Genomic DNA, 23711 nt, shown 5'->3' with positions numbered 1-23711 from the left:
CAGGCAGAAGAGCGCGGCGCGATGACTAGGTCGTGATGCAGCCTATCGAACTCAAGGGGGATGAAATACCCTCGTCCTTATGCCGCGCGGCAGGAGCCGGGATCGACCCCTGCTACGTCAGGTTGCGTCGATGGATAGCAGGCTCGCATTACCGCCTGCGCTGGTGGTATCCACGGTAACGGTGCGTTCGACCGCAAAGCGGGGCAGATAATGCGGCCCGCCTGCCTTCGGCCCCGTTCCGGACATGCGCTCCCCGCCGAAAGGCTGCGATCCCACGACGGCGCCAATCATCGACCGGTTCACATAGAGATTGCCCACCCGCGCCAGGGTAGCCACCTCCTCCGACGCGTCCACAATTCGGCTGTGCAGGCCCATGGTCAGGCCATAGCCGCGCGCATTTATCCGCTCAACGGTATGCGCGAGACGACCGGCTTTCCACGTCGTGACATGCAGAAGAGGGCCAAACCACTCGCGCCCGAGATCCTCGGGGCTTTCAACGCGAATGATGGTAGGCGCGACATAGGTGTCGTCGTCCGGGACCGGGATCGTGTGGACCCACTGCGCCCGAACGGACTGACGATAGGCTTCCAGCCGTTCCTGCGCATCGGCGTCGATCACGGGTCCGATATCGGTTCTGGGGTCCAGCGGATTGCCAACCTGCAGCAGATCCATGGCGCCCATCAGCATTTTGATCGTACGGTCGTAGACCTCCTCTTGCAGCACCAGCAAACGCAGCGCGGAGCAGCGTTGCCCGGCCGACATGAAGGCGCTCGTCACGACGTCGGAAACAACCTGTTCCGGCAGTGCGGTCGAATCGACGATCATCGCATTCAAGCCCCCCGTTTCCGCGATCAGGGGCACGATAGGGCGCTCGTCATCCTCGGCTATCGTCCGCTGGATACCCTTCGCTGTGGCGGTCGAGCCGGTAAAGGCGATGCCCGTTACCCGGCGGTCGCTGACGAGTGCCTGACCCGGCTCTGCACCACCGCAGGCGAAGTGCAGCACGTCTTTTGGAATGCCACATTCATGCGCCAGTTCGACGGCGCGCTTCGCAATGCGGGGCGTTTGCGGCGCGGGCTTGGCGATGACGGTATTCCCGGCAACGAGGGCCGCCACCATCTGGCCTGTAAAGATGGCCAGCGGGAAATTCCACGGCGCGATGCAGCCAAAGACGCCGCGCCCCTCCAGAGTCAGTTCGTTCGTTTCCCCCGTCACGCTGGGCAGCTCGATTGTCGCGAAGTCCTCGCGCGCGCGGCGGGCGTAATAGCGACAGAAATCGATCGCCTCGCGAACCTCGTCAACGGAGTCGCCATAGGTCTTCTTTGCCTCGTGAACGCACAGTGCGATCAGTGGCATCATCTCTTCCTGCATCCGGTCGGCAAGGCGCTCCAGCGCAATCGCGCGTTTTTCGACATCCGTCCGCGACCACTCGCCGGCAACCGCCTGCGCCTTCGCAATCATGCTCTCCACCTCGGCTGCTGAGATTTCGGCAGGCGCGGAGGGCATTTTATATTCACGGATTGCCGCTTCGGTCTCACGAAGGATCAGGCTGTCCTCCAGATCGATACCGATGGAATTCGAACGCGCAGGCTCGAAGACGTCTTTTGGCAGCGGAATGGAAGGGTGCCGGCTAAGATCTACATTTTCGACTTTCCGAACCGGATCGGCCAGAAGATCCTCCGGACTGACGCTTTCGTCGGCCAATTGGTGCACAAAACTGGAGTTCGCACCGTTTTCAAGGAGGCGCCGAACCAGATAGGCGAGCAGGTCACTGTGGCCGCCCACGGGGGCGTAAATGCGGCATTTATAGCCCTCATCCCGCACCAAATTGTTATACAGCCCATCGCCCATTCCGTGCAGACGCTGGAACTCGAAGTCGCGGCGGTCGCCCGCCCATTCCAAAATGGTGGCGACGGTCAGCGCGTTGTGACTGGCGAAGGCAGGCTCGATATGGGGGGAATCCAGCATATCACGCGCGCAGGCAAGGTAGGATACATCCGTCGAAGGCTTGCGGGTAAAGAGCGGATAGTCCTCGAGGCCCTGTTGCTGCGTATGCTTTATCTCTGTGTCCCAATAGGCGCCCTTTACCAGACGCACCGCAATGATCCGCGACGTCTCGGCGCCCAGCGCCTCGGCCCAGCCGACAATCGTGCGTGCGCGTTTGGCATAGGCTTGGACGGCCATGCCCAATTTGTCCCAGCCCTTCAGTTCAGGCGCCCGGGCCGTTTCGGCGATGATATCCAAGGATATTTTCAGGCGTTCGGATTCTTCGGCATCAACGGCGAGGCCCACGCCCGCCTTCGCTGCGCGAACGCATAATGCACGCAGCATTTCGGAAAGGGCAGGGACGCAGGTTTCCGCTTTCGCCGTTTCATATCGCGGATGCAGCGCCGACAGCTTGACCGAAATGGAGTGACGATCCGCGCCCTGCCTGGCGCCCAGACGGTCGATTGCCTTGCCATAGGCTTCGAAATAGCGTTCGGCGTCGGCCTCTGTTCGGGCGGCTTCGCCCAGCATGTCAAAGCTGGCGGTGAAGCCACGATGCTCTGGCTTGTCCATGCGGACGAGTGCCTCGTCTATGCTCCGGCCCATCACGAACACCTGGCCCATTATCTTCATCGCGGCGGCCACGGCACTGCGGACGAAAGGTTCGGACGTTCGACCGATCAGACGGGAAAGCGCCGTTTTCTTGGCACTGTCGCCTACCAGGGTGCGGGTCACAACGAGGCCCCAAGTGGCGCTGTTTACAAGGGGAGAGTCGCTTGCTCCCTTATGTGTGTTCCAGTTCGCATCGCCCAGCTTGTCGGCAATCAGCAGGTCGCGCGTCGAATCGTCCGGTACCCGCAGGAATGCCTCGGCAAGCGCGAGTAAGGCGATCCCCTCATCGGTGTTAAGTCGATATTCGTGAAGGAATTTCGCGACCCAGCTGTCGCGTTCCGCGGCTTTCAGGTCCGCGAGCAGGCCGAAGGCACGTCCCTCGACGCGACTACGCTCCGCTCGTGTAAGTCGCGCAGAATCAACAAGTTCGGAAAGAACCTCAGGTTCGGGCGCACGGTGCAGTCGGCGCATCTCCTGAAGGAAGGGGTCGGGGCTCATGTCTGTCATAGGGTGCATATTCATGAGGGAAGGCATAGAGAAGCTAGAACTCAAATCAATGCAAGGAGTGCCATGTGGCGCCAAGAATGATGTCAAAAGAGGAATTTCTAGGGCTAACCGGGAATGAAGTGGGTATTTCCGACTGGTTTGAGGTAACCCAGGACCGGATCGATCGATTTGCCGAGGCTACTGAGGATGACCAGTTCATCCACGTCGATCCGCAGGCGGCCGCAGAGACACCCTTTGGCCAAACCATAGCACACGGATTTCTCTCTCTTTCCATGATTGCCGGAATGGGCATTGGCGTCATGCCGATGGTTGAGGGCGCCAAGATGGGCGTCAATTACGGCCTGAACCAGGTCCGTTTCCTGACACCGGTAAAAAGCGGCAAGCGCGTGCGCGGCCGCTATGTAATGGCAGAGGTCCGCGAGCGCGCCCGCGGCATTATACAGACAACCTATGACGTCACGGTAGAGATAGAGGGTGAGACCAAACCCGCCCTGAAGGCCGAGTGGATCAACCTGGTCTACACCTGACCGGATCTGGATAAACAACCGAAATTAAATGCGTCCTGCAAAAATCAGGACGAAAGAATACCGAAAGGAAAAAACTTAAATGCGGGAAGCCGTTATCGTATCCACCGCCCGGACGCCTATTGGCCGCGCGTATCGCGGGGCATTCAACAATACACCATCGCCAACGCTCGCTGGCCACGCAATCGAACATGCAGTGAAGCGCGCCGGCATTGAGGGTGCCGAGATTGATGACGTCATCATCGGCGCCGCCATGCAGCAGGGCGTTCAGGCCACCAATGTAGCCCGCAATTCACTGCTTCGCGCAGGACTGCCTGTTAGCGTTTCCGGCATGTCGCTGGATCGTCAGTGCGCGTCCGGCCTGATGGCCATCGCCACTGCAGCGAAGCAAATCATGGTCGACAATATGACCATTGCAATTGGCGGCGGCGTGGAATCCATTTCCATGGTCCAGACGCCAGAGATGCGCGTCGGCGCCGACCCCGAACTCGTCGAGATGCACCCCGACATATATATGCCAATGTTGCAAACGGCGGAAGTCGTTGCGGAACGTTACGGCATCTCCCGCGAGGCGCAGGACGAATATGGCCTGCAGTCGCAGCAACGAACCGCCGCCGCTCAGGAAGCCGGCAAGTTTGATGACGAGATCGTTCCCCTTACCCGCACAATGCTGATGAAGAACAAGGAGACGGGTGACGTCAGCGAGCACGAGGTTACGCTGGACAAGGATGAAGGAAACCGGCCCGAGACAACGCTGGAGGGTCTGCAGGGTCTGAAGCCCGTAATGGGGCCGGACAAGGTTATTACGGCCGGGAACGCGTCGCAGCTTTCCGACGGGGCCAGCGCCTCCGTTCTGATGGAGGCCAAGGAGGCGGAGAGACGCGGCCTCTCTCCGCTGGGCCGGTATGTCGGCATGGCGGTCACCGGACTGGAGCCAGACGAAATGGGCATCGGGCCTGTTTTCGCGATACCGAAACTGCTTAAGCAGACCGGCATCAAGATGGACGATATCGGCCTTTGGGAGTTGAATGAGGCCTTCGCGGTGCAGGTGCTCTATTGCCGCGACAAGCTGGGGATTCCGAACGAGTTGCTGAACGTGAATGGCGGCGCCATTTCGATCGGCCACCCGTATGGCATGTCTGGCGCTCGGATGACTGGTCACGCGCTGATCGAAGGGAAGCGGCGCGGCGCCAAATATGTCTGTGTCACCATGTGTGTCGGCGGCGGCATGGGTGCTGCCGGCCTGTTCGAGGTTCTGTAACCGGTACGCGCTGGTCCGGGGTGTTCCCAATCCCCGGACCAGCGCGCTTCCACGGGTGCGTCCCGTCCTGCGGCGTTTCGTCCAGCTTTATGCGGAACATTGACGCCGGGTCTCTCGTTGCCTTCTCGTCTGGAAAAGCACTGGATTTACGAGAGGAAGCACATATGACCGACGACGATTTCAAGAAAAAATTCTGGAAGCATCTGGACGACAGTCCCTTCGTAATGCTGGCCATCAGTGGCAATGATCATTCGCACAGCCAGCCAATGACTGCTCAGTTCGACGATGATTTTCCAAACGACCTCTATTTCTTCACCTCCAGCCAAAATGGCTTCGTCAAGGCCGCGCAGGCTGGCGAGCGTGACGCCGTAGTCAGCTTTTCATCGAAGGGGCATGATTTCTTCGCAAGCGTTCACGGTCTTCTTACGATCGACAATGACGAAGCAAAGATCGACAAATTCTGGTCGCCTATGGTCGCTGCCTGGTTCGAAGAAGGACGTGACGATCCTCAAGTGACACTGATCCGCATGGATCTCGGCCGCGCTGAATTCTGGGAAGCCGGCACCGGATCGTTCATGAAGGAAATGGCGAGCGCCATCTTCAACAAGAGCGCCCACGAACAAGGACGCAAGCATCAGCGCGAAACCCGCTTCGCAGCCTGATGTCAGTTCGGAGAGGCTGGTGCAGACCAGCCTCTCCGCAGATTTTTTTCTACGACCCGCCGGTCATCAGCCTGACGGGCTGAAATCCCAAACCTGTCCCAAGACGCCCAATTCAGCCCCACAATTCCGGCGCGGGCGGGTGAACGTCCGAATTTTCGAACGTGAGAGGATGTTCCCTGTCCCGGGCCAACAGCAGCGGCCCATCCAAATCGGCAAACTGGCCCTTCATGGCGGCGAAAAAAGCCGGGGCGATCCCCAGCGAAGTCGACAGCATGCAGCCCGTCATGATCCCCACACCGGCGGCCTTGGCCGCTTCAATCATCCGCATGGCCTCTGTCAGGCCACCGGCCTTGTCCAACTTGATATTGATGAAATCGAAGCGCCCCAGGCAGTCGTCCAACGTCGCCAGATCGTGGGCACTCTCATCGGCGCAAAACGGGATATCTCCGCCCAGGGCTTCCATATCGGCCTCTCGCCCAGCCGGCAGGGGCTGCTCGATCAGTTCCACCCTGAGCGGGGACAATGATGCCACCATACGCGGTATGTCTATGTCGCCCCACGCCTCGTTCGCATCGGCGATAATGCGGGCATGGGGTGCGGCGCGGCGCACGGCGGCGATACGATCTTCGTCTCCCTCGCCCGCCAGCTTGACCTTCAGCAACTCCCGATTGGCCGCCTTGCGGGCCGCCGCCTCCATCACTTCCGGCTCACCGACGCTGATCGTATAGGCCGTCAACATTGGGGAGGGACGCGGCAGACCGAGGCGTTGCCAGACCCGCGTACCCGTCAATTTTGATTCCAGATCCCACAGCACCGCATCGAGCGCGTTTCGCGCTGCCCCCGCCGACATTTCCGTGAGCAGGTCTTCACGAGAGATGGAGCCACCGACCGCAGCGGCCATGCGAAACAACTCGGCGGCAACACCTTCCGCCGTCTCGCCCCGGTAGTAGATGGGCGTAGATTCGCCGCGTCCCCGCACATCGCCGACCGATATCTCCGCCACCACCACATCGACATGGGTTTTCGCCCCCCTCGATATGGTGAAGGCTCCTTCGGTGGGGAACCGCTCGATACGGACGCTAAGAACAGGCTGTGGCATAATTTGTCTCATACAGTTCGCTGCGGCATATGCGAACCATGACGAAGGACCAAGACCCGCGCCGCCAGGTCCGCGCCGACACCGATCATCTTGCTGCACTGGACGTCGATGGGAAGACCCTGAACGTTCGTGTGCTGGATGTCACGATGACTGGTGCGAGAGTTCAGCTCAGTGCTGAAATTTCCGGGGATGGCGTGCTGACCTTCAAAAGTGTACGTATGGGAAGTCGTCCCGCTCGGCTGGTCTGGCGTGAAGGGGATATGGTCGGCCTTCGATTCATCGACTCCGAGGCAATGGTAGCGGAAACGCGCGGCTTGCCGTCTGCCAGGCACTGGCTGTCGCGCCTGCTAGGCAAAACGCTTCCTTAACCTGTCCGCCCTAGGCATTGGTCCCGGCGCCGTTAACCGTCTAAGGGGCGGCGGCCCACTGTTTATCCGAGGTGTTTGATGGCGATCCGCCACCAGTCAATGATCTTTCTGATGATAACCTTGGCTGTTCCCGTTCCTGCGGCGGGGCAGGCAGTCATTGAAACCCTTGCCTTTGAACGCACCGAAGACGGCGGAACGGTCACAATGTCGGTGCGCGGGGCGCACGGCGAGCCAAGATTTCTCGCGCTTAATAATCCCGCTCGTCTTGTGCTCGACCTGCCTGGCATCCGCACGGAAAATCGCAAAATCAACGGCGAAGGGGCGATCGCATCCATGCGCGTCGGCCAGTATAAGCCCGACACGGCACGGCTCGCCCTTGATTTGATAAAACCCATGCAGATCAGTGGCAGCGAACACCGGGATGGGAAGCTGCTCATTTCCCTCTCCGAAACCAGCGCGGAAGCGTTTGCGGCTTTAACGAAGCTAAGGCCTGCCAACCTCCCGCGCGTGCAGAGCGGATCGAGCGGCATTGCGACCACGCCAGCGCAAACTCCGTCTCCCCCCAGTTCCGGATCAAACCCGGATGGTCCTGCGAAACATACCGCTTCGCCCGTACAGCTTGCCTATTTTCAAAGCCCGTCGGAACGCATCGTCGATACGGGGGCGCAGGACGAAACAGCCGGCGCGCCACGACTGCCGCTACCCTCCGGCGCGCCGCTTTCGATCACCGCCGAGAATGACCCGCTTCTTAACTTGTCCAAGCAGACGGAAAGTCAGGAAGTATTTCGGGCCGTCATTGCGACAGCCGTCGCGCGCCATCCCAGCATCGCAGAAGCAGAGGCGAATGTAGACAGGGAGCGGGCCGAGCGGCGGGAGGCCCAGATGGGCCTCGTTCCCGACATCGAACTCGGCATCGCCGGTCGGCAAAGCATTACGCGCAATTTCGGCAATGACGTCGATACGGTGGTCGAACGCGCACGGGCGCGAGGGCGCCTCGACGCGTCGTTCATCGTACAACAGACGATCCTGGATTTCGGCGCCACTTCCGCGCGCATCGAGGCGGCGAAGCACGAATTGACCGCTGCGGCCCTGGAAACTGACGCGGCTGCCGAACGCACCGCACTTTCCGCCGTGGCGGCTTGGTACGACGTATTCGCCTATCGCGCGCTGGTCGACCTGACGGAAGCGTTTCTTGCTAATCAGCAGGAGTTCCGGGAGGCGATCTCAGGCCGCATCGAAAGTGGCGTCAACGCGGAGGGCGACCTCGCCCGCGTTGAAAGTTCCCTCGCGACCACTGGCGCCAGCCTGGCGCAATACCGTCGGCTCGCTGCGAATGCGGAGGCGCGCTACACAGAAATGATCGGCTCGCCGCCACCGCCGGGCACTCAGCGCGCTCCGGCACCCGACGTTCCTGCGATAACGAAAGACATGGCGCAGTTTCTGGCGCGCGAATCGCCCTCGGTCGAGGCGGCGCGGCAAAAGGCAGATGCGGGTTATGATGAAAGTCGCGCTGTCGATGCCAACCGCCTGCCATCCGTTTCCGCCGGCGTGGAGGGCGGGCGCTATGGCGTGTTCGACCGCGACGGCTCGACTGATTACGACATCCGGGCGACGATCAATGTCCGGCAGCGGTTTTTCGCCGGCACCTTCGCGCGGGCAGATGCGCAAAAGGCGGCGGCGGCGGCACTTCGCGCGCGCGCCGACGCAGTAGCGGAGGAGGCGGCAAGAGAGGCGGCCATCGCCTGGGCGGATGTAGATGCGCTGGAGGCAGAGCTTGAGGCGCTGGAAAACAATTATCTTGCCAGCCGCCGGACCCGCGATGTGCTGGCCGAAAGGTTTGCCGTCGCACGTGGCAGTCTTTTTGACGTATTGCAGGCGGAAGACAGTTATTTCGCGGTCGCGGGGCGCTATGTGCAGGCACTGACCGAGCGCGACGCCGCTCATTATGTGCTGCTGGCCCGAACCGGGCGCCTGCTCGAGGCGCTGGGCATCGACACAAGAGGAAATCTGGAGTGAGCATGCAAACGGCCGCGTCTGCCGACATGGAATTCACGGCAAAACCGCCGCGGTTCGCCGACTGGCTGATGGAGCCGATGCGTGAGAACCGCTCGGTCTATCACCGCGTCGCGCTCGCTGCGGTGTTCATCAATATTTTTGCACTCGCCTCCAGCCTGTTTACGATGGTGGTTTACGACCGCGTGGTGCCGAACAATGCGGTCGATTCGCTGATCGCGCTTTCGATCGGCCTTGGCATCGTCATTATTTTCGATTTCATATTGAAACTGCTGAGAAGCTATTTCACCGATCTTGCCGGCGCCAGTATCGACCGCGACGTCGGCAGCCGGGTTTTCGAACAATTGCTCTCCGTTCGTCTGGACGCGAAGCGGGGGTCGACAGGTGCCCTTGCCGGTTTGATGCGCGAGTTGGAAACCTTGCGCGACTTTTTCGCCAGCGCCACCGTGACGGCAATCGTCGATGTGCCGTTCATTCTCCTGACGCTCACCGTTATCGCCGTCATTGGCGGACCTGTCGTTTTCGTTCCTGCCGCAATGGTGCCGTTGGTCATTCTGGCTGGGTATCTGACTCACCCGGCGATGGATCGGCTGAGCGCAAAGGGCATGGGGCAGGGGCTTCTGAAGCAGACTGTCCTCGTCGAAACCATTGGCGGCCTCGAAACCGTCAAGGTCGCGGGTGCCGGGCGTATGCTGACGGGGCGCTGGGTCGACGCCATCGACGAACATGCGGAAACGTCGCTGCGCCAGCGCCTGATCGGCAATATCGGCATTACGCTTAGTCAATCGGCGCAGATGATCAGCTATGCCGGGGTCGTGATTGTGGGCGTCGGGCGGATAGCCGAGAATGAATTGTCCATGGGCGGCCTGATTGCCTGCTCAATCCTCGCCGGTCGTGCCGTCGCACCGCTGGCGCAGATCGCCAATCTGCTTTCGCGCCTGACGACCACGCGTGCGGCATATCGACAGATCAACGGCCTGATGAATACACGCCGGGAAGGGCCGTCGGGCGAGGCGCTGCAGCTGGCGAACCCGCGCGGCGATATCGAGTTTCGTAATGTCAGCTTCAAATATCCTAATACGGTAGAAAAGGCGCTGGACGGCGTCAGCTTTACCATCCGCGCGGGGGAACATGTCGCGGTTCTGGGGCGCGTAGGCTCCGGCAAGTCGACGATCGCAAAACTTGTGCTTGGCCTGTACGAGCCGGAGGAAGGGACGGTTCTGGTCGACGGTCTGGACGTGCGGCAGATCGATCCCATGACGCTGAGGACGAAGATCGGCACCACGATGCAGGAAACGGTGCTGTTGTCCGGCACGGTTCGCGACAACATCACCCTTGGTCGCGAGCATATCGATGACGAAGAGATGCTTCGCGCCGCAAAGATGGCGGGCACCCACGGGTTCATGCAGCATGTGACGAATGGCTATGATCGCCGGCTGGCGGATCGGGGCGAGGGGTTGTCGGGCGGCCAGCGCCAGTCCATCGGCCTTGCTCGCGCGCTTGCCGGGCGACCGAATATCCTTCTACTCGACGAACCGTCGAGCCAGATGGACGCGCAGACCGAAGAAAAAGTGTTGCAACGCATTCAGCAAGAGGTTGCCGATCGCACGACGATCGTGATCACGCATCGACCGCCATTCTTGAAACTCGTCGACCGGATCATCCTGATGGATCGTGGCAAGGTCGTGGCCGACGGCCCGAAAGAAAAGGTTATGGAGCTGCTTAGGAAACGTCAGGGCAGCGTAGCCCAAACCTCCGGACAATCGGACCAGCGTCCTGGCAATGGCGGCGGTCTGGTTACCACGCGGATGAAGCCCTGATGCCCGGAATGCTGGAAGACCGTGTATCCCGGATTCAGCCGCGAAAGGCGGCGAACCTGCTGTTGTTCGTCATCGCCGGTGCGGTGGTTATCTTCATGATCTGGGCGGCGCTTACCGAACTCGATGTCACCGTGCGGGGGCAGGGCCGGGTAATCCCGTCGCAGCAATTGCAGACGATATCGAATCTTGAGGGCGGCATCATCGAGCGCATTCATGTGCGAGACGGTCAGGTGGTGAGCCAAGGCGACCCGCTGATCACCCTAGACGATGTCGAGACGGGTTCCGAATTTGGTTCGAACCGGGTGTCCGTCGAGGCCCTTCGCGCAAAGATCGCGCGCCTGGAAGGAGAGGTCGCCGGCCGTGATCCCGTGTTTCCGGGTGGCACGGGCGGTTCCTTCGCCGAACAGGTGGAAATCGAACGTTCCCTCTACGCCAGCCGAATGGCGGACCTATCCAGCCTGACGAATGCGGCGGTGGCGCGTGTAAATCAGGCGGAACGCAGCGTGGCAGAAGCTGAGGCGGCGCTTGCGGCGCGGACCAGTGCTGCGAACGCTGCTGAGAGCGAGCTATCCTTGCTTCGTCCCTTGGTCGAGCGGGGCATCGAGCCCCGCCTCAGCCTTATTCAGGCAGAAAACACCGCCGCCGTCTCTCGCGCAGACGCCGCCGCAGCAGCAGCCGGGGTTACGCGCGCTCAGGCGGCCGTGGCTGAAGCCCGTGCCAGCCTGAATCAGCAGCGCCAAGACTGGCGCGCGCGCGCCGCAACCGAACTGGCTCAGGCGCAAAGCGATCTGAGCGCCCGGAGGCAAGCGACCCCTGCACTGCAGGGTCGTGTCGACCGTGCCATTGTGCGCGCGCCGCTCGACGGCCGCATCAACCGGGTCCTGAAAACAACCGTCGGCGGCAGCGTTGGGCCAGGGGAACCGCTTGTAGAGATGGTGCCGAACGACGAGACGCTGGTCGTCATGGCACGGATCCGTCCGCAGGACATTGGCTGGGTCGCGATCGGCCAGGATGCGAAGGTGAACATCACCGCCTATGACCCTACGGTGTATGGCGGGCTGAGCGGGGAGGTCGTCACGATCAGCCCAGATGCCACCCTTGATGAGCGTTCGGGCGAAAGCTTCTATGAAGTCCGTGTGCAGACCGACTCCCAGGCGATCATCGACAAGGCCGGTCGCAGACTGCCGATCGGCCCGGGCATGACCGCCGACGTCAGCCTGATTGGTGAAAAGCGGAGCATCGGCAGCTATATTCTGCGGCCCATCACGCGCTTGCAACAACGCGCCTTTAGGGAATAGGGCGAATGCCGCTCGCCCGAGAGGCGAGAGATCGGAATCGCCGCATGGAAAACGTCTTCTCCCCCCTGCCAGAGAAGGCCGTAATTCTCATACCCGCGCGATATGAGTCGCAGCGTTTCCCCGGAAAGCCGCTTGCGTTGCTGAGAGGGGCGACCGGTGCCGCGAAACCGCTGATCCAGCGCACTTGGGAGGCGGCAGCAGCCGGGGGGATGGCTGACAGCGTTTGCGTTCTCACGGACGATCCACGTATTCGGGAAACGGCGGAGGCTTTCAGCGCCCGGGTGCTGATGACGCCACCGTCATGCCGTAATGGCACCGAACGCTGTGCGGCCGCGCTCGCTGCGCTGCCGGACAAGGACATCATCGTCAATGTGCAAGGCGACTCGCCGCTTACTCCTGGGGGTCTCGCCTGCAGACTTGCGCGGTATCTGGCGGACCATCCGGAAGCGGACGTGGTAAGCGCGGCGTTCATCGCGCCGGACAGCGTCCGCAGCCGATTGATCGCGGACGCGGAAGAAGGGCGCGTGGGGGGCACCTCCGTCGTTATTGATGCCGCAGGGCGGGCGCTCTATTTCTCCAAACGATTGCTGCCCTTCGGTGTTGAAAGCGATCCTTCAATCGCGCTGAGGCTACACCTTGGCATTTATGCATATCGGCGGTCCGCATTGGCGGCATATCCTGACTTGCCTATTCCCCCAATGGAGGGCGCCGAGGGGTTGGAACAATTGCGGTTCCTGAATGCTGGAACGCGCGTCGACATTCTCGATATCGAGCCACAGGATGATTTCTGGGAGGTCAACAATCCCCACGACGTCCCTCTGGTCGAAGCCGCGCTTAAGGTGCGAGGAATTTCATAATGCAACTTTGCGGCAGGAATGTCGGGCTATCGCGACCGCTCTTTCTGATTTCCGGCCCCTGCGTCATCGAGAGCGAGAGCCAGGCGCTGAAAACCGGGGATGAAATCGCCGCTATTGCCGAGCGGCTGGGTATCTTCGCCATTTACAAATCCAGTTTCGACAAGGCGAACCGCACCGCGCATGACAGCTTCCGCGGGCCGGGGCTGGAGGAGGGGCTGCGCATCTTGCAGCGGGTGCGGGCGAATTGCGGCCTACCCGTACTGACCGATGTGCACGAGGTGCATCAGGTATCGGCGGCGGCAGAAATAGTGGATGTTCTGCAAATTCCTGCATTTCTTTCACGTCAGACGAACCTGATCGAGGCGGCGGCGGCAAGCGGAAAACCGGTAAATATTAAGAAGGCCCAGTTCATGGCGCCGGCTGACACCATACCTCTGGTGGCAAAGGCACGTGCTGCGGGCGGCGAAGATGCCGCGCTGATGTTGACGGAACGGGGCACGGCCTTCGGCTATAATAACCTGGTGGTCGATATGCGGGGGCTCGTTGCCATGCGGGCGTCCGGTTGTCCGGTCATATTTGACGCGACACATTCCGCCCAGCAGCCGGGAGCTCTAGGAACGAAATCAGGCGGCGACCGGAATACTGTACCCGTTCTGGCGCGGGCGGCCGTTGCCGCTGGCATCAGCGGGCTTTTTCTTGAAACGCATCCCGATCCCGATGCTGCGCTGTCCGACGGTCCCAATAGCTGGCCGCTGGACAGGTTGGAGGATCTGATGAAGCGGCTGATGGATATCGACGGGATGGTGAAGGCGGAACCGCTCGACCAAGACGGCTGATTTGCAGCGATTGCCGACGCTCGGAACGGCAATTGGGTCAGGCGCCTTGAAGATGCAAATGCCGTTCAATGGCCTCGTCGACATTGTCGAATTGATGCAGCCGCCCGCCATCCAGAACCGCGCCCGTGCGGCAATAGGTTCGAAGCGTCTCCGGGTCATGGCTGATCATGATCAGGGTGCGGTTCTGTGACCGCTCCGTCAACGCCGCGTGGCTGCGTTCGCGAAAACGCGCATCGCCCGCTGCAGTGATTTCATCGACCAGATAGCAATCGAAGTCGATGGCCAGGCTGATGCCGAATGCCAGCCGGGCGCTCATGCCGGCGGAATAGGTTTTTACGGGTTGGCGCATGAACGGACCCAATTCCGCGAAATTCTCGACGAACCGGATCAGGGCGTCGGGATCCTTGCGATAGATGCGGGCGATGAAGCGCGCATTGTCTGCGCCCGTCAGGCTGGATTGAAAGCAGGAGCCGTAGCCGAGGGGCCAGCTGACGGACATGGTCCTTTCCACGGTGCCCGAGCTAGGTCGCTCAACCCCGCCCATGATGCGCATCAGCGTGGACTTTCCTGCGCCATTCGCGCCTAAGATGCCGATTGCCTCGCCGGGCTGCACGAGCAAATCGACGCCCGCCAAAACGGACTTGTTAAAGCCCCGAAGCCGGTAGCCCTTGGTGACATTCTGTAGCCGAATCATCGTAGGCAGGTTTAGGGCCGGACACTGAAAATGACCATTCCCGCACGCCCCCTCCTTCTTGTTACAGCCTTGCTGCTGGGGGCATGCGCCACCATGCCAACGGCCGGACCCACCGCGAAGGAGGTCCTGGACGAAGAAGCCGCTGCTGCAGCCAGCATCGGTTATCGCATCATCGACCTCGATACGGCAACTATGCCACCCCCGCCCGACAGGGCCGCCGACTTATCCTCGCTCGCAGCGCTGGCGGCTGGTCAGCCTGGGCCGCAACGGATCGGCCAAGGCGATATATTGCAGGTGACATTGTACGAAGTGGGCGCTGCGCTGTTTTCCCGCCAGGAGGGGATTCCGGCAGCAGGTTTCGATTCGTCCGCGAAGGCGCGCCCGCTGGGGGCGCTGGAAGTAGCCGCCGACGGCACTATCCCGCTGCCCTTTGCTGGAGAGATAAAAGTTGGAGGACTGACACAGCCAGAGGCGGCGAAAGAGATAGAAGCGGCATATCGCGGCCTGAGCCAGGAGCCGCAGGCTCAGGTAACGATCAGCCGCAATTTGACGAATACGGTAATGATCTCGGGTCTCGTGGGTCGGCCCGGCCGCCTGGATCTGTCGGCTGCGGCAGAAACATTGTCGGATGCACTGGCACTAACGGGTGCCCCCACCGCGCCGGCGGAACAAGTGCGCCTGCGGTTTACCAGAAACAATGAAACCGTCGAAGTTCCGCTTTCCGCCCTTTCCAGCGGCTCGACCGCCGACCTGCGCCTGATGCCGGGCGACCGGATTGAATTGCTGCCCGACCGGCGATCCCTGACCGCCTTTGGAGGACTGAACAGCGTTCGCGAAATCCCCTTCGAGACCGAAACCGTTACGCTTGCAGAGGCGGTAGCACGTGCAGGCGGGCCGTCCGAGGCCATAGCGGACCCCAGCGCAGTGTTCGTATTCCGTGACGATCCGGCAGGGCCAGCCATCTATCGAGTGGACCTGCTGCGTCCGTCCGGTTACTTCCTCGCGCAGCGGTTTTTTATGCGTGACAAGGATCTGATTTATGTGGCTACTGCCAGCGCGAACCGTCCGTCGAAGTTGGTCGATGTCATCAATCGGTTGTTCACGCCAGTTTTTACCATTCGTGAAATCACCAGGTAGGGTATTCGTTAAGAGGCCATGAGCTACCATCCTGCCATGTTTGCTCCGCGCCCCGAACAATATGTCCGGTTCTCAGAAGATTTTGGCCAGAGATTCCTGATCTTTGTGGATACGGAGGAGGAATTTGACTGGTCGCAGCCGCGGCGGCGCGATGCGACAGACGTGAAGGCCGTCCGCGCCCTGCCCGCTATCCATGAACTGATGCGCGGCTATGGCGCAAAGCCCGCTTATCTGGTCGATTATCCTGTGGCGACCGACCCCGACGCCATTGAGGTTCTTCGCAGATTTCAGGATGAGGGGGGCGCGACGATTGGCGCCCAGTTGCACCCCTGGGTCAATCCCCCCTTTATCGAACAGGTGGTCGAGAAGAACAGCTTTCCAGGCAACCTGCCGCGCTCCGTAGAACGCGCCAAAATGAAGGCCCTGAGTGACGCGATCGCGGCGGGCTTTGGCGAACGCCCGTTTGTCTATCGCGCCGGTCGATATGGCGTTGGCCCGAATACAGAGGCGCTGCTGGACGAATTCGGGTACCGTATGGACGTGTCGGTGCGGCCCTATTTTGACTATACGGAAGAGGGCGGACCCTGTTTTCGCCGCATTCAACCTACGCCGTATTGGACCGGGCCTGAGCAGCGTTTGCTGGAATTGCCATTGTCCAGCGCGTTCACCGGCGGTTTTCGCGGGTTCGGCGAGTCAGCCTTTCGCTTCGCCAGTCGCATCCCGCATCTGAACGGCATCCTCTCCCGGGGCGGCTTGCTCAGCCGCATTGCCCTCACGCCAGAAGGGATTCCCGCAGGGGACGCCGTGCAGGCGGTCGAACAGATGCTGGACCAGGGCGTCCCGGTGATTTCCATCAGTTTTCACTCTCCGTCCGTGGAGCCCGGGCACACGCCCTATGTTCGCGATGCGGAAGACCTGTCGAGATTCTTCAACTGGTTCGACATGGTTCTCGGGACGCTACAGCGGCGGGGGGTCAAACCGGTGTCCTGCGAAGAAGTTATTGCTGCCGCCGAATCGGTCCGCGATCTTCCCGCGGTTGAAGCGAGGAAACCGGCAGGCTAAGCGCCGCTATCTCGCGGGTGGGGCCTGTAGCTCAATGGTAGAGCAGGCCGCTCATAACGGCTCGGTTGGGGGTTCGAGTCCCTCCGGGCCCACCAGCGGGATGATGCGGGAAACTAAATAGACGGCTTGGCAATTGCCCGCCGCCACCCCATGACCGGGGGCATGGACGATCTTTCGCATCCGGCGCATCCCCAGAATCCGAAAAATCCAGCCATGGCTGCGGCAACCTTGGTGCTGGTGAAGGAAAATTCCGCCGGTCCGCCACTGGTCTTCATGCAGAAGCGGGCGAACACCATGGGCTTTGCGGCGGGGATGATGGTTTTTCCCGGCGGCAAGGTGGACCCGGCGGATGAGCGACTCGCCCGCGCGGCGGACCCTTCCGCAATGCTGGATCCCGCCGACGCGTCCGCGCGTGTGGCAGCGGTGCGGGAATGTTTCGAAGAGGCCGGCGTGCTGTTGACGAGCGGCCCCGCCATTGAGCCGGATATGCTCGCGGACGCAGCCCCGCGCATTGCCAATCGCAGCCTCGATTTCGGCGAATTCCTGCGAAGGCTCGGCCACAGCATAGATCTAGATCGTCTGACACCGTGGTCGCGCTGGTGTCCGCCTGTGCGTTTCGAGACGGTCCGTTATGACACCCGCTTCTATCTGGCGCGCGCGACCGGCGAACTGGTGGCTGGACATGACGGGACGGAAGCGGTCACCAGTCTCTGGACCACGGCAACGGATGCCTTGGAAAGCGCCGCCCGCGGTGATGGCAAGGTCGTCTTTCCAACCCATCGGAATCTGGAACGGCTTGCTCAGTTTAGCGATGTGGATTCTTTGTTCGCGCATGCCGAAGCAACGGCCATCCGCCTGATCTCGCCAGAAATTCGTGACATCGATGGACTGCCGCATCTTTGCATTCCAGATGGGCTAGGCTATCCGGTAACGAGCGAGCTTCTGAAAAAGGCAAGACGCGGTTAAGGCTGCTTCCGTCATAGATACGGCGAATGTCTTTCGCGAGGCCCGAGTCCCTTGCCACGTTGACATGCGGCCAGCCTCGATTCAGTAGGCATGCGGAAACGGCCCCGTAGCTCAGCTGGATAGAGCGTCAGACTTCTAATCTGAATGTCGCAGGTTCGAATCCTGCCGGGGTCACCACCCGCCGCGCTTTCGAGCGATTCTGAAAATGGTGGGCAAGGCGGGGCGTCGCACCTATCTCTGCGCTCTCTGAAGCACGAACGAGCGCCGCCGAAGTAGAAGGACATCATGCCGCGACATACCGAAACGCGAAACCTGCCATGGACCCCGCACCAGATGTTCGACCTGGTGGCGGACGTGGGAAGCTATGCCGAGTTCTTGCCCTGGGTCGTGGCGACCCGTGTGAAGTCGCGCACGGATACCGAACTGGTCGCCGACATGATCGTCGGGTTTCGGATGGTGCGGGAGACCTTCACCAGCCGCGTACGGCTTGATCGACCGCAATCGCTGCATGTCGATTATCTGGATGGGCCTCTGAAATATCTAAAGAATGACTGGCGGTTCGAGCCCGACGGAAAGGGCGGAACCGATGTGCACTTCTGCGTCGATTTCGAATTTCGGCAAAAACTTTTCGAACGATTGGCCGGTACATTCTTTCACGAGGCGTTTCGCCGTATGGTGACAGCCTTTGAAAAGCGCGCCGCCCAAATTTACGGGCCGTCCGATGCCGGGGCGGGCGCATCCGGCAATAATAGTTCCAGCGCGCAACGGACCGCCTGAAGCCGGACGGCAGTGCGTCCCTCATCGGCGAATATCTTGGTGTCCGCCACGACCTGTTCCGGGTCCTCTCCGCGTCGCGCGCGCGCAAAGACGACTGTGCCGACAGGCTTTTGCTCGCTTCCCCCGCCGGGGCCGGCAATGCCTGTCACGGCGACTGCCACGTCGGCATGGCTGCGCTCCAGCGCGCCGAGCGCCATGGCCCATGCGGTGGCGACGGAAACCGCGCCGAAGGTTTCCAGCACATCCTCGTGCACACCCAGCAATTCGCGCTTTGCATCGTTGGAATAGGTAACAAATCCGCGACCCACGACGTCCGAACTGCCGGGAATTTCGGTAAGGACGCCCGACACCAGCCCCCCGGTGCAGCTCTCCGCAAGCGCAATCAGCTTTCCGGCGGCCCGGTTTTCCTCAATGACCTTTCGTGCGAGATCGGTCAGATCGCTTGGAAATAATTCCATCCGTTCGTCTCCTCAGGTGGTGAACCTAAATCCTGATTGTCGCGACGGCCTGCGCGGCGATACCTTCGCCACGGCCGGTGAAGCCAAGCTGTTCGGTGGTGGTCGCCTTCACGCTAATCCTGTCCATTGGCAGCCGCAAGATCTCGGCGAGGCGGCGCTTCATGGCAAGGCGGTGCGGGCCTACTTTGGGTCGTTCGCAAATGATGGTCACGTCGATGTGCTCCACCGTTCCCCCTGCTGCGGTAACCAGGTCACGCGCATGCGAGAGAAACCTGTGCGACGGGGCGCCCCGCCATTTTTCATCGGTGGGTGGAAAATGGTCACCAATATCTCCTTCGCCAATCGTCCCCAACAGCGCGTCGGTCAGCGCATGGAGCGCGACATCGGCATCGCTGTGACCGGCAAGGCTGTGATCGTGGGCAATTTCGACGCCGCAGAGCCAAACATGATCGCCCGGGGCGAACCTGTGCACGTCGAACCCCATGCCGGTCCGAAACCCGGCGGCGCCCAGCATGCGTTCGGCGCGGGAAAAATCATCTGGATAGGTCAGCTTGAAGAGCTGCTCGTCGCCTTTGACGAGAGCGATCGACATGCCGGCGCCGCGCGCAATCTCTGCATCGTCCGTTGCCCCCGCAGGTGCGTCTCTGTGCGCGGCGAGAAGAGGGGCGAAGCGAAATGCCTGCGGCGTCTGTACGCGGTGCAGGCCTTCTCGATCTACCTCTGCCTCTACGGTGATTTCTCCCCTTCTCAGGCTGTCGACCACGGGGAGGGAGGGGACGGCTCCGTCATGTTCGTCAAGCGCGGCGAGCAAGCGGTCGATAACAGGCGCGGTCACCAGCGGTCGCGCCGCGTCATGGACCAGAACCCGGTCGGCCGCGCCAATCGCCTGAAGGCCGGCGAGGACCGAGTCCTGGCGGGTGGCCGCGCCGATGACAGGCTCGCCGAGCGACAAATCGCCGACCGCGGCATCATATGCGTCGCGCTGGTCCGATCCGATGACGACCCGGACTTCATCAATGGCGGGATGAGCTGCCAGCCGTTCAACCGACCAGCGGAGCACGGGCTTTCCTGACAAAAGTCGATATTGTTTCGGCGGGCCGTCGCCGGCACGGGCGCCGCTACCGGCGGCAACGATCAGGGCGACGGTTTTCATCGCAGCGCCCCTTACTGCCACGCCTTCTTGCCGAACACCCCCTGTGCGCCCTATGTTGCCGACTTATTATGCACGATAGCAATATGCCTGAATTGAATCCGATAGATGTCGGTCCTGTCCGGATCGAGCAGCCGGTCATTCTCGCCCCCATGACGGGTGTGACCGATGGGCCGTTTCGAAAACTTGTGAAGCGTTACGGTGCCGGTTTGACGGTGACAGAAATGCTGGCGAGCCAGGCAGCGGTTCGTGAGACCCGCCGGTCGTTGCAGCAGGTCGCCTGGGATCCCATCGAGAATCCTGTGTCAATGCAGCTGGCGGGATGCGAGCCTGCGGTGATGGCAGAGGCGGCAAAGCTGAACGAACAGCGCGGCGCCGCGATCATCGACATCAACATGGGCTGTCCGGTGAAGAAAATCGTCAACGGACACGCCGGGTCCGCCCTGATGCGCGAACCCGACCTTGCCGCACGCCTGATGGAGGCAACGGTAAACGCCGTGAACTTGCCGGTGACGTTGAAGATGCGCATGGGATGGGACCATAATCATCTGAACGCGCCAGAACTGGCGGCGAAGGCGGAATCGCTGGGCATCAAGCTGATCACGATTCACGGCCGCACCCGTTGTCAGATGTACAAGGGCTCTGCCGATTGGTCCTTTGTGCGCAGCGTGAAGGAGGCGACCAGCGTTCCCGTCGTTGTAAACGGCGACATTTGTTCGGTCGAGGATGCGCGAACCGCGCTTCAGGAATCCGGTGCCGACGCTGTGATGATCGGGCGCGGATGCTATGGAAAGCCCTGGCTGCTCAATCAGGTGATGGCGGCATTATCCGGTCGTGCGAAAGTGCCGGACCCCACCCTTGCTGAACAATATGAACTGATCTGCGAGCATTACGACCTTGTTCTAGAGCAATATGGCGAGATGAATGGGGTCAACATGTTCCGCAAGCATATTGGCTGGTACACAAAAGGCCTGACCGGATCGGCGGAATTTCGCAACAAGGTCAACCAGGAACCCGATTCCTCGACCGTCAAGGCGATGATGTCGGATTTCTATTCCGCGCGGCTTGATGCCGGCGACGATTACGCACCGAACGCCCTCGCTGCATGAGCGTACGCGTGCCGCTGCGCTTCCGCCGACGCGCAGTGCCCTTGCCGGCGGAACTGTTAAACGCCCTTCAGATCCCCATCATTCTGGTGGACCGTTCCGGTCACCCAATTCAGGCTAATCCGGCGGCGGAAATGTTGTTCAGCCGATCGGAAGACGCCTTGGCGACGAAAGGGTGGGCCGGCTTGCTACCTGCGGACAGCCCGGTGCGGGCGCTGCTGCATGAAGCGTCGACCCACCTTAACGGCATCAGCGCCTATGATGTCAGCATTGCCCTGATCGACGCGCCTTCCTTCGTCGCCGACGTTCTGATCTCTCCCGTTACGGGGGAAAGCAATCATATGACCCTGGCCTTTCAACGGCGCTCGGTCGCCGCACTCGTCGAACGGCAGTCCGACAATCGAGGTGCCGCCCGGTCAGCAGCCGCGCTGGCAGCCATGCTTGCGCATGAGATCAAAAATCCCCTGTCGGGCATACGCGGCGCGGCGCAATTGCTGGGCGGAGAGGATCGCGATGAACTGTCGGACCTTATCATTTCAGAGGTCGACCGGATTTCCGCTCTCATTGGGCGCATGGAACGATTCACAGATCCCCGGCCGCCAATTTTGGGGCGCGAAAATATCCACTCGATCCTCAGCCATGTACGCAAGCTTGCGCAGGCGGATGGCATCCAGATCGCCGAAAGCTACGATCCATCCCTGCCGCCCGTTGCGGCCGATCGCGACGCCCTAGTTCAACTATTCCTGAACCTTGTGAAGAACGCGCAGGAGGCCGCAGGCAAGGGCGGCACCGTCACCCTGACCACTGCCTATCGGCATGGCCTGAAAATCGGCGTACCGGGCGGAAGGGGGCGGGTGAAGGTTCCCATAGAGGTGTGCGTTATCGACAATGGCCCGGGCGCTCCCGCCGACATTGTCGAGGATATGTTCGATGCATTTGTTTCGTCCAAGAGGGGGCTTGGCGGCCTGGGCCTCGCACTTGTCGCGAAGATCGCCTCCGACCATCAGGGGCACGTGGAATATGAACGAGACGAGCGGGAGGGCCGTACGATAATGCGCGTATTGCTGCCTATGGCGCCGCCGTCATGAGGACGGCCGCCACCATCGTCGTCGCCGATGATGACGCCGCCATCCGCACGGTGGTGCGCCAGGCCCTGCAGCGCGCGGGTCATGAGGTTCGTACCACCGATACGCTGGCCGGCCTCGCGCGCCTGATGGACGACGGCATCGGTGATGTCGTTATTACAGACGTGCGTTTGCCCGATGGGGACGGGCTGGACAGCTTGCCTGCTCTCCTCGCGCGGCGGCCCCAACTCCCGGTAATTGTGGTCAGCGCGCAGAATACGCTTGCGACAGCAGTGCGCGCAACCGAGCAAGGCGCTTTCGAATATCTACCAAAGCCATTCGATCTGAATGAGTTAACCGCAGCCGTTGAGAGCGCACTTCAGCGTAGCGGCAATGAGCCCCTTGCGCAGCCACCGGCCGCCGGCGACGGGCTCCCCCTAATCGGTCGCAGTCAAGCGATGCAGGATGTCTATAGGCTGATTGCGCGGGTCGTTCCCACCGAGCTGACCGTTATGATTCTCGGTGAATCCGGAACCGGTAAAGAGCTTGTCGCGCACGCGATCCACGATCTCGGACATCGTCGCACGGGTCCGTTCACCGCCGTCAACATGGCTGCCATTCCACGCGATCTGATTGAAACGGAATTATTCGGCCATGAACGTGGTGCCTTCACCGGCGCACAGGCCCGCTCTACTGGCCGTTTCGAACAGGCGCAGGGCGGAACCCTGTTTCTCGACGAAATCGGCGACATGCCTTTCGAGGCGCAGACGCGTCTGCTTCGTGTACTACAGTCCGGTGAATTCACGACGGTTGGCGGCGCGCGAACGATCAAGACGGATGTTCGCATCATTTGCGCGACACACCAAAACCTTGAAGGGGCGATAGAGGCAGGTGAGTTTCGCGAGGACCTATATTACCGCCTGAACGTCGTTCCCATCGCGCTGCCACCGCTACGCGCGCGCAAGGACGATATTGCCGAACTGTCCGCGCATTTCCTGAAGCTGGCGGCGGCGGAAGGCCTGCCAGAGAAGAAACTCAGTCAGCCGGCAATCGATCAGCTTGCCGCCCATGACTGGCCCGGAAACGTGCGCGAGCTTCAAAATATCGTTCGCAGGATGGCCGCACTCGCCCGCGAGGATGTGGTTGGCACTGCGGCTGTCCGGCAGGCCATGGAGGGCATGAGGGTCAGCACACCAACTCAGGGAGAGGCGCAGGGCCTCGCCCTGGCGGTAGAAACGGAAGCTGCCCGCCTCGTCGCAAGCGGGGAGGGGGGGCTTTACGAAGCGATCATGGCAGAGGTCGAGCCACCCATATTGCGCGCTGCGCTTGCCGCCACCGGGGGTAATCAGATCAAGGCCGCCGCGCTCCTGGGTATGAATCGTAACACGCTGAGAAGCAGGCTGGAAAGTCGCAAGATAGAGGCTTTGGACTTCCGAGACCGTGGCTGACGAGTC

21 protein-coding genes and 2 tRNA genes are annotated in these 23711 nt (G+C 61.2%); 18 read left to right on the top strand and 5 right to left on the bottom strand.

Translation table 11 applies throughout. From position 1 onward, the window contains the following. Positions 1 to 117: 117 nt before the first annotated feature. Positions 118 to 3105 carry an L-glutamate gamma-semialdehyde dehydrogenase gene (locus ACSMXM_RS04275; protein ID WP_460314247.1) on the bottom strand — a complete coding sequence of 996 codons (2988 nt, stop codon included), beginning with the start codon at positions 3103 to 3105 and terminating at the stop codon, positions 118 to 120. Positions 3106 to 3182: 77 nt separating this feature from the next. On the opposite strand from ACSMXM_RS04275, the gene ACSMXM_RS04270 reads away from it, so the two are divergent. The 3 genes from ACSMXM_RS04270 to ACSMXM_RS04260 all read left to right on the top strand — a co-directional run bounded on the left by ACSMXM_RS04270 (position 3183) and on the right by ACSMXM_RS04260 (position 5552). Continuing rightward, a complete protein-coding gene (locus ACSMXM_RS04270) occupies positions 3183 to 3632 on the top strand; it encodes a MaoC family dehydratase (RefSeq protein WP_460314245.1) in 450 nt (149 codons plus the stop codon). A 79-nt stretch (positions 3633 to 3711) separates the two neighbouring features. After that, complete coding sequence (locus tag ACSMXM_RS04265; RefSeq protein WP_460314243.1) at positions 3712 to 4890, top strand: acetyl-CoA C-acyltransferase; 1179 nt, start codon at positions 3712 to 3714, stop codon at positions 4888 to 4890. Between the two features lie 164 nt (positions 4891 to 5054). Beyond that, positions 5055 to 5552 (top strand): pyridoxamine 5'-phosphate oxidase family protein, encoded by a 498-nt coding sequence (locus ACSMXM_RS04260; RefSeq protein ID WP_460314241.1) that lies wholly within the window; start codon positions 5055 to 5057, stop codon positions 5550 to 5552. 112 nt (positions 5553 to 5664) lie between these two features. Here ACSMXM_RS04260 and dgcA read toward each other — a convergent pair whose 3' ends face one another. After that, positions 5665 to 6651 carry an N-acetyl-D-Glu racemase DgcA gene (dgcA, locus tag ACSMXM_RS04255; RefSeq protein ID WP_460314240.1) on the bottom strand — a complete coding sequence of 329 codons (987 nt, stop codon included), beginning with the start codon at positions 6649 to 6651 and terminating at the stop codon, positions 5665 to 5667. Positions 6652 to 6689: 38 nt separating this feature from the next. Between dgcA and ACSMXM_RS04250 the strand changes: the two genes are divergently transcribed. The 6 genes from ACSMXM_RS04250 (at position 6690) to kdsA (ending at position 13843) form a co-directional block, all read left to right on the top strand. Beyond that, positions 6690 to 7019 (top strand): PilZ domain-containing protein, encoded by a 330-nt coding sequence (locus tag ACSMXM_RS04250; protein WP_460314238.1) that lies wholly within the window; start codon positions 6690 to 6692, stop codon positions 7017 to 7019. A 111-nt stretch (positions 7020 to 7130) separates the two neighbouring features. Continuing rightward, positions 7131 to 9035: a TolC family protein gene (locus ACSMXM_RS04245; RefSeq protein ID WP_460314236.1), complete on the top strand. Its 1905-nt coding sequence runs from the start codon at positions 7131 to 7133 to the stop codon at positions 9033 to 9035. A 2-nt stretch (positions 9036 to 9037) separates the two neighbouring features. Continuing rightward, the gene (locus ACSMXM_RS04240) at positions 9038 to 10852 is read left to right on the top strand and encodes a type I secretion system permease/ATPase (RefSeq protein ID WP_460316354.1); all 1815 of its coding nucleotides are present in this window, start codon (positions 9038 to 9040) and stop codon (positions 10850 to 10852) included. Continuing rightward, positions 10852 to 12150, top strand: a complete 1299-nt coding sequence (locus tag ACSMXM_RS04235; RefSeq protein ID WP_460314234.1) for an HlyD family type I secretion periplasmic adaptor subunit — start codon at positions 10852 to 10854, stop codon at positions 12148 to 12150. The genes ACSMXM_RS04240 and ACSMXM_RS04235 overlap by 1 nt, the downstream gene beginning before the upstream one ends. Before the next feature lie 5 nt (positions 12151 to 12155). Then, complete coding sequence (locus ACSMXM_RS04230; RefSeq protein WP_460314233.1) at positions 12156 to 13007, top strand: 3-deoxy-manno-octulosonate cytidylyltransferase; 852 nt, start codon at positions 12156 to 12158, stop codon at positions 13005 to 13007. After that, on the top strand, positions 13007 to 13843 hold the full coding sequence (gene kdsA / locus ACSMXM_RS04225) for a 3-deoxy-8-phosphooctulonate synthase (protein WP_460314231.1): 837 nt from the start codon (positions 13007 to 13009) through the stop codon (positions 13841 to 13843). Before ACSMXM_RS04230 ends, kdsA begins: the two co-directional genes overlap by 1 nt. A gap of 37 nt (positions 13844 to 13880) precedes the next feature. Here the strand turns inward: kdsA and ACSMXM_RS04220 are convergent, their stop codons facing one another. Further along, the gene (locus ACSMXM_RS04220; protein WP_460314229.1) at positions 13881 to 14537 is read right to left on the bottom strand and encodes an ABC transporter ATP-binding protein; all 657 of its coding nucleotides are present in this window, start codon (positions 14535 to 14537) and stop codon (positions 13881 to 13883) included. 30 nt (positions 14538 to 14567) lie between these two features. Between ACSMXM_RS04220 and ACSMXM_RS04215 the strand changes: the two genes are divergently transcribed. The 6 genes from ACSMXM_RS04215 (at position 14568) to ACSMXM_RS04190 (ending at position 18479) form a co-directional block, all read left to right on the top strand. Further along, on the top strand, positions 14568 to 15674 hold the full coding sequence (locus ACSMXM_RS04215; RefSeq protein WP_460314227.1) for a polysaccharide biosynthesis/export family protein: 1107 nt from the start codon (positions 14568 to 14570) through the stop codon (positions 15672 to 15674). Positions 15675 to 15692: 18 nt separating this feature from the next. Continuing rightward, the gene (locus tag ACSMXM_RS04210; RefSeq protein WP_460314225.1) at positions 15693 to 16736 is read left to right on the top strand and encodes a polysaccharide deacetylase family protein; all 1044 of its coding nucleotides are present in this window, start codon (positions 15693 to 15695) and stop codon (positions 16734 to 16736) included. 20 nt (positions 16737 to 16756) lie between these two features. Then, positions 16757 to 16831: transfer RNA gene (locus ACSMXM_RS04205), tRNA-Ile, on the top strand. A 67-nt stretch (positions 16832 to 16898) separates the two neighbouring features. Further along, positions 16899 to 17702, top strand: coding sequence for an NUDIX hydrolase (locus ACSMXM_RS04200; RefSeq protein WP_460314223.1), 804 nt, complete (start codon positions 16899 to 16901; stop codon positions 17700 to 17702). Positions 17703 to 17802: 100 nt separating this feature from the next. Then, positions 17803 to 17879: transfer RNA gene (locus tag ACSMXM_RS04195), tRNA-Arg, on the top strand. 108 nt (positions 17880 to 17987) lie between these two features. Next, positions 17988 to 18479: a type II toxin-antitoxin system RatA family toxin gene (locus ACSMXM_RS04190; protein ID WP_460314221.1), complete on the top strand. Its 492-nt coding sequence runs from the start codon at positions 17988 to 17990 to the stop codon at positions 18477 to 18479. Here ACSMXM_RS04190 and ACSMXM_RS04185 read toward each other — a convergent pair. Then, complete coding sequence (locus tag ACSMXM_RS04185) at positions 18410 to 18937, bottom strand: CinA family protein (RefSeq protein ID WP_460314219.1); 528 nt, start codon at positions 18935 to 18937, stop codon at positions 18410 to 18412. The two genes, ACSMXM_RS04190 and ACSMXM_RS04185, sit on opposite strands and share 70 nt — an antisense overlap. A gap of 25 nt (positions 18938 to 18962) precedes the next feature. Beyond that, on the bottom strand, positions 18963 to 20090 hold the full coding sequence (locus tag ACSMXM_RS04180) for a bifunctional 2-C-methyl-D-erythritol 4-phosphate cytidylyltransferase/2-C-methyl-D-erythritol 2,4-cyclodiphosphate synthase (RefSeq protein ID WP_460314217.1): 1128 nt from the start codon (positions 20088 to 20090) through the stop codon (positions 18963 to 18965). 83 nt (positions 20091 to 20173) lie between these two features. Here ACSMXM_RS04180 and dusB point away from each other — a divergent pair, with 83 nt between their 5' ends. The 3 genes from dusB to ntrC are packed head-to-tail and all read left to right on the top strand — an operon-like array spanning position 20174 to position 23705. Then, a complete protein-coding gene (dusB, locus tag ACSMXM_RS04175) occupies positions 20174 to 21196 on the top strand; it encodes a tRNA dihydrouridine synthase DusB (RefSeq protein WP_460314216.1) in 1023 nt (340 codons plus the stop codon). A gap of 8 nt (positions 21197 to 21204) precedes the next feature. After that, positions 21205 to 22281: a two-component system sensor histidine kinase NtrB gene (locus tag ACSMXM_RS04170; RefSeq protein ID WP_460314214.1), complete on the top strand. Its 1077-nt coding sequence runs from the start codon at positions 21205 to 21207 to the stop codon at positions 22279 to 22281. Next, positions 22278 to 23705 (top strand): nitrogen regulation protein NR(I), encoded by a 1428-nt coding sequence (ntrC, locus tag ACSMXM_RS04165; RefSeq protein WP_460314212.1) that lies wholly within the window; start codon positions 22278 to 22280, stop codon positions 23703 to 23705. Before ACSMXM_RS04170 ends, ntrC begins: the two co-directional genes overlap by 4 nt. Positions 23706 to 23711 lie beyond the last annotated feature (6 nt).

The sequence above is a fragment of the Pacificimonas sp. ICDLI1SI03 genome, from assembly GCF_054740865.1.
Note: the sequence above shows the minus strand (reverse complement) of the source record. Positions and strands in the feature narration are given on the sequence as shown.

Bases quoted from the DNA above. Each gene is read 5' to 3' on its own strand.
- ACSMXM_RS04275 (WP_460314247.1), bottom strand. From the start codon at position 3,105: ATGACAGACATGAGCCCCGACCCCTTCCTTCAGGAGATGCGCCGACTG.
- ACSMXM_RS04270 (WP_460314245.1), top strand. From the start codon at position 3,183: ATGATGTCAAAAGAGGAATTTCTAGGGCTAACCGGGAATGAAGTGGGT.
- ACSMXM_RS04265 (WP_460314243.1), top strand. From the start codon at position 3,712: ATGCGGGAAGCCGTTATCGTATCCACCGCCCGGACGCCTATTGGCCGC.
- ACSMXM_RS04260 (WP_460314241.1), top strand. From the start codon at position 5,055: ATGACCGACGACGATTTCAAGAAAAAATTCTGGAAGCATCTGGACGAC.
- dgcA (WP_460314240.1), bottom strand. From the start codon at position 6,651: ATGCCACAGCCTGTTCTTAGCGTCCGTATCGAGCGGTTCCCCACCGAA.
- ACSMXM_RS04250 (WP_460314238.1), top strand. From the start codon at position 6,690: ATGACGAAGGACCAAGACCCGCGCCGCCAGGTCCGCGCCGACACCGAT.
- ACSMXM_RS04245 (WP_460314236.1), top strand. From the start codon at position 7,131: ATGATAACCTTGGCTGTTCCCGTTCCTGCGGCGGGGCAGGCAGTCATT.
- ACSMXM_RS04240 (WP_460316354.1), top strand. From the start codon at position 9,038: ATGCAAACGGCCGCGTCTGCCGACATGGAATTCACGGCAAAACCGCCG.
- ACSMXM_RS04235 (WP_460314234.1), top strand. From the start codon at position 10,852: ATGCCCGGAATGCTGGAAGACCGTGTATCCCGGATTCAGCCGCGAAAG.
- ACSMXM_RS04230 (WP_460314233.1), top strand. From the start codon at position 12,156: ATGCCGCTCGCCCGAGAGGCGAGAGATCGGAATCGCCGCATGGAAAAC.
- kdsA (WP_460314231.1), top strand. From the start codon at position 13,007: ATGCAACTTTGCGGCAGGAATGTCGGGCTATCGCGACCGCTCTTTCTG.
- ACSMXM_RS04220 (WP_460314229.1), bottom strand. From the start codon at position 14,537: ATGATTCGGCTACAGAATGTCACCAAGGGCTACCGGCTTCGGGGCTTT.
- ACSMXM_RS04215 (WP_460314227.1), top strand. From the start codon at position 14,568: ATGACCATTCCCGCACGCCCCCTCCTTCTTGTTACAGCCTTGCTGCTG.
- ACSMXM_RS04210 (WP_460314225.1), top strand. From the start codon at position 15,693: ATGAGCTACCATCCTGCCATGTTTGCTCCGCGCCCCGAACAATATGTC.
- ACSMXM_RS04200 (WP_460314223.1), top strand. From the start codon at position 16,899: ATGGACGATCTTTCGCATCCGGCGCATCCCCAGAATCCGAAAAATCCA.
- ACSMXM_RS04190 (WP_460314221.1), top strand. From the start codon at position 17,988: ATGCCGCGACATACCGAAACGCGAAACCTGCCATGGACCCCGCACCAG.
- ACSMXM_RS04185 (WP_460314219.1), bottom strand. From the start codon at position 18,937: ATGGAATTATTTCCAAGCGATCTGACCGATCTCGCACGAAAGGTCATT.
- ACSMXM_RS04180 (WP_460314217.1), bottom strand. From the start codon at position 20,090: ATGAAAACCGTCGCCCTGATCGTTGCCGCCGGTAGCGGCGCCCGTGCC.
- dusB (WP_460314216.1), top strand. From the start codon at position 20,174: ATGCCTGAATTGAATCCGATAGATGTCGGTCCTGTCCGGATCGAGCAG.
- ntrC (WP_460314212.1), top strand. From the start codon at position 22,278: ATGAGGACGGCCGCCACCATCGTCGTCGCCGATGATGACGCCGCCATC.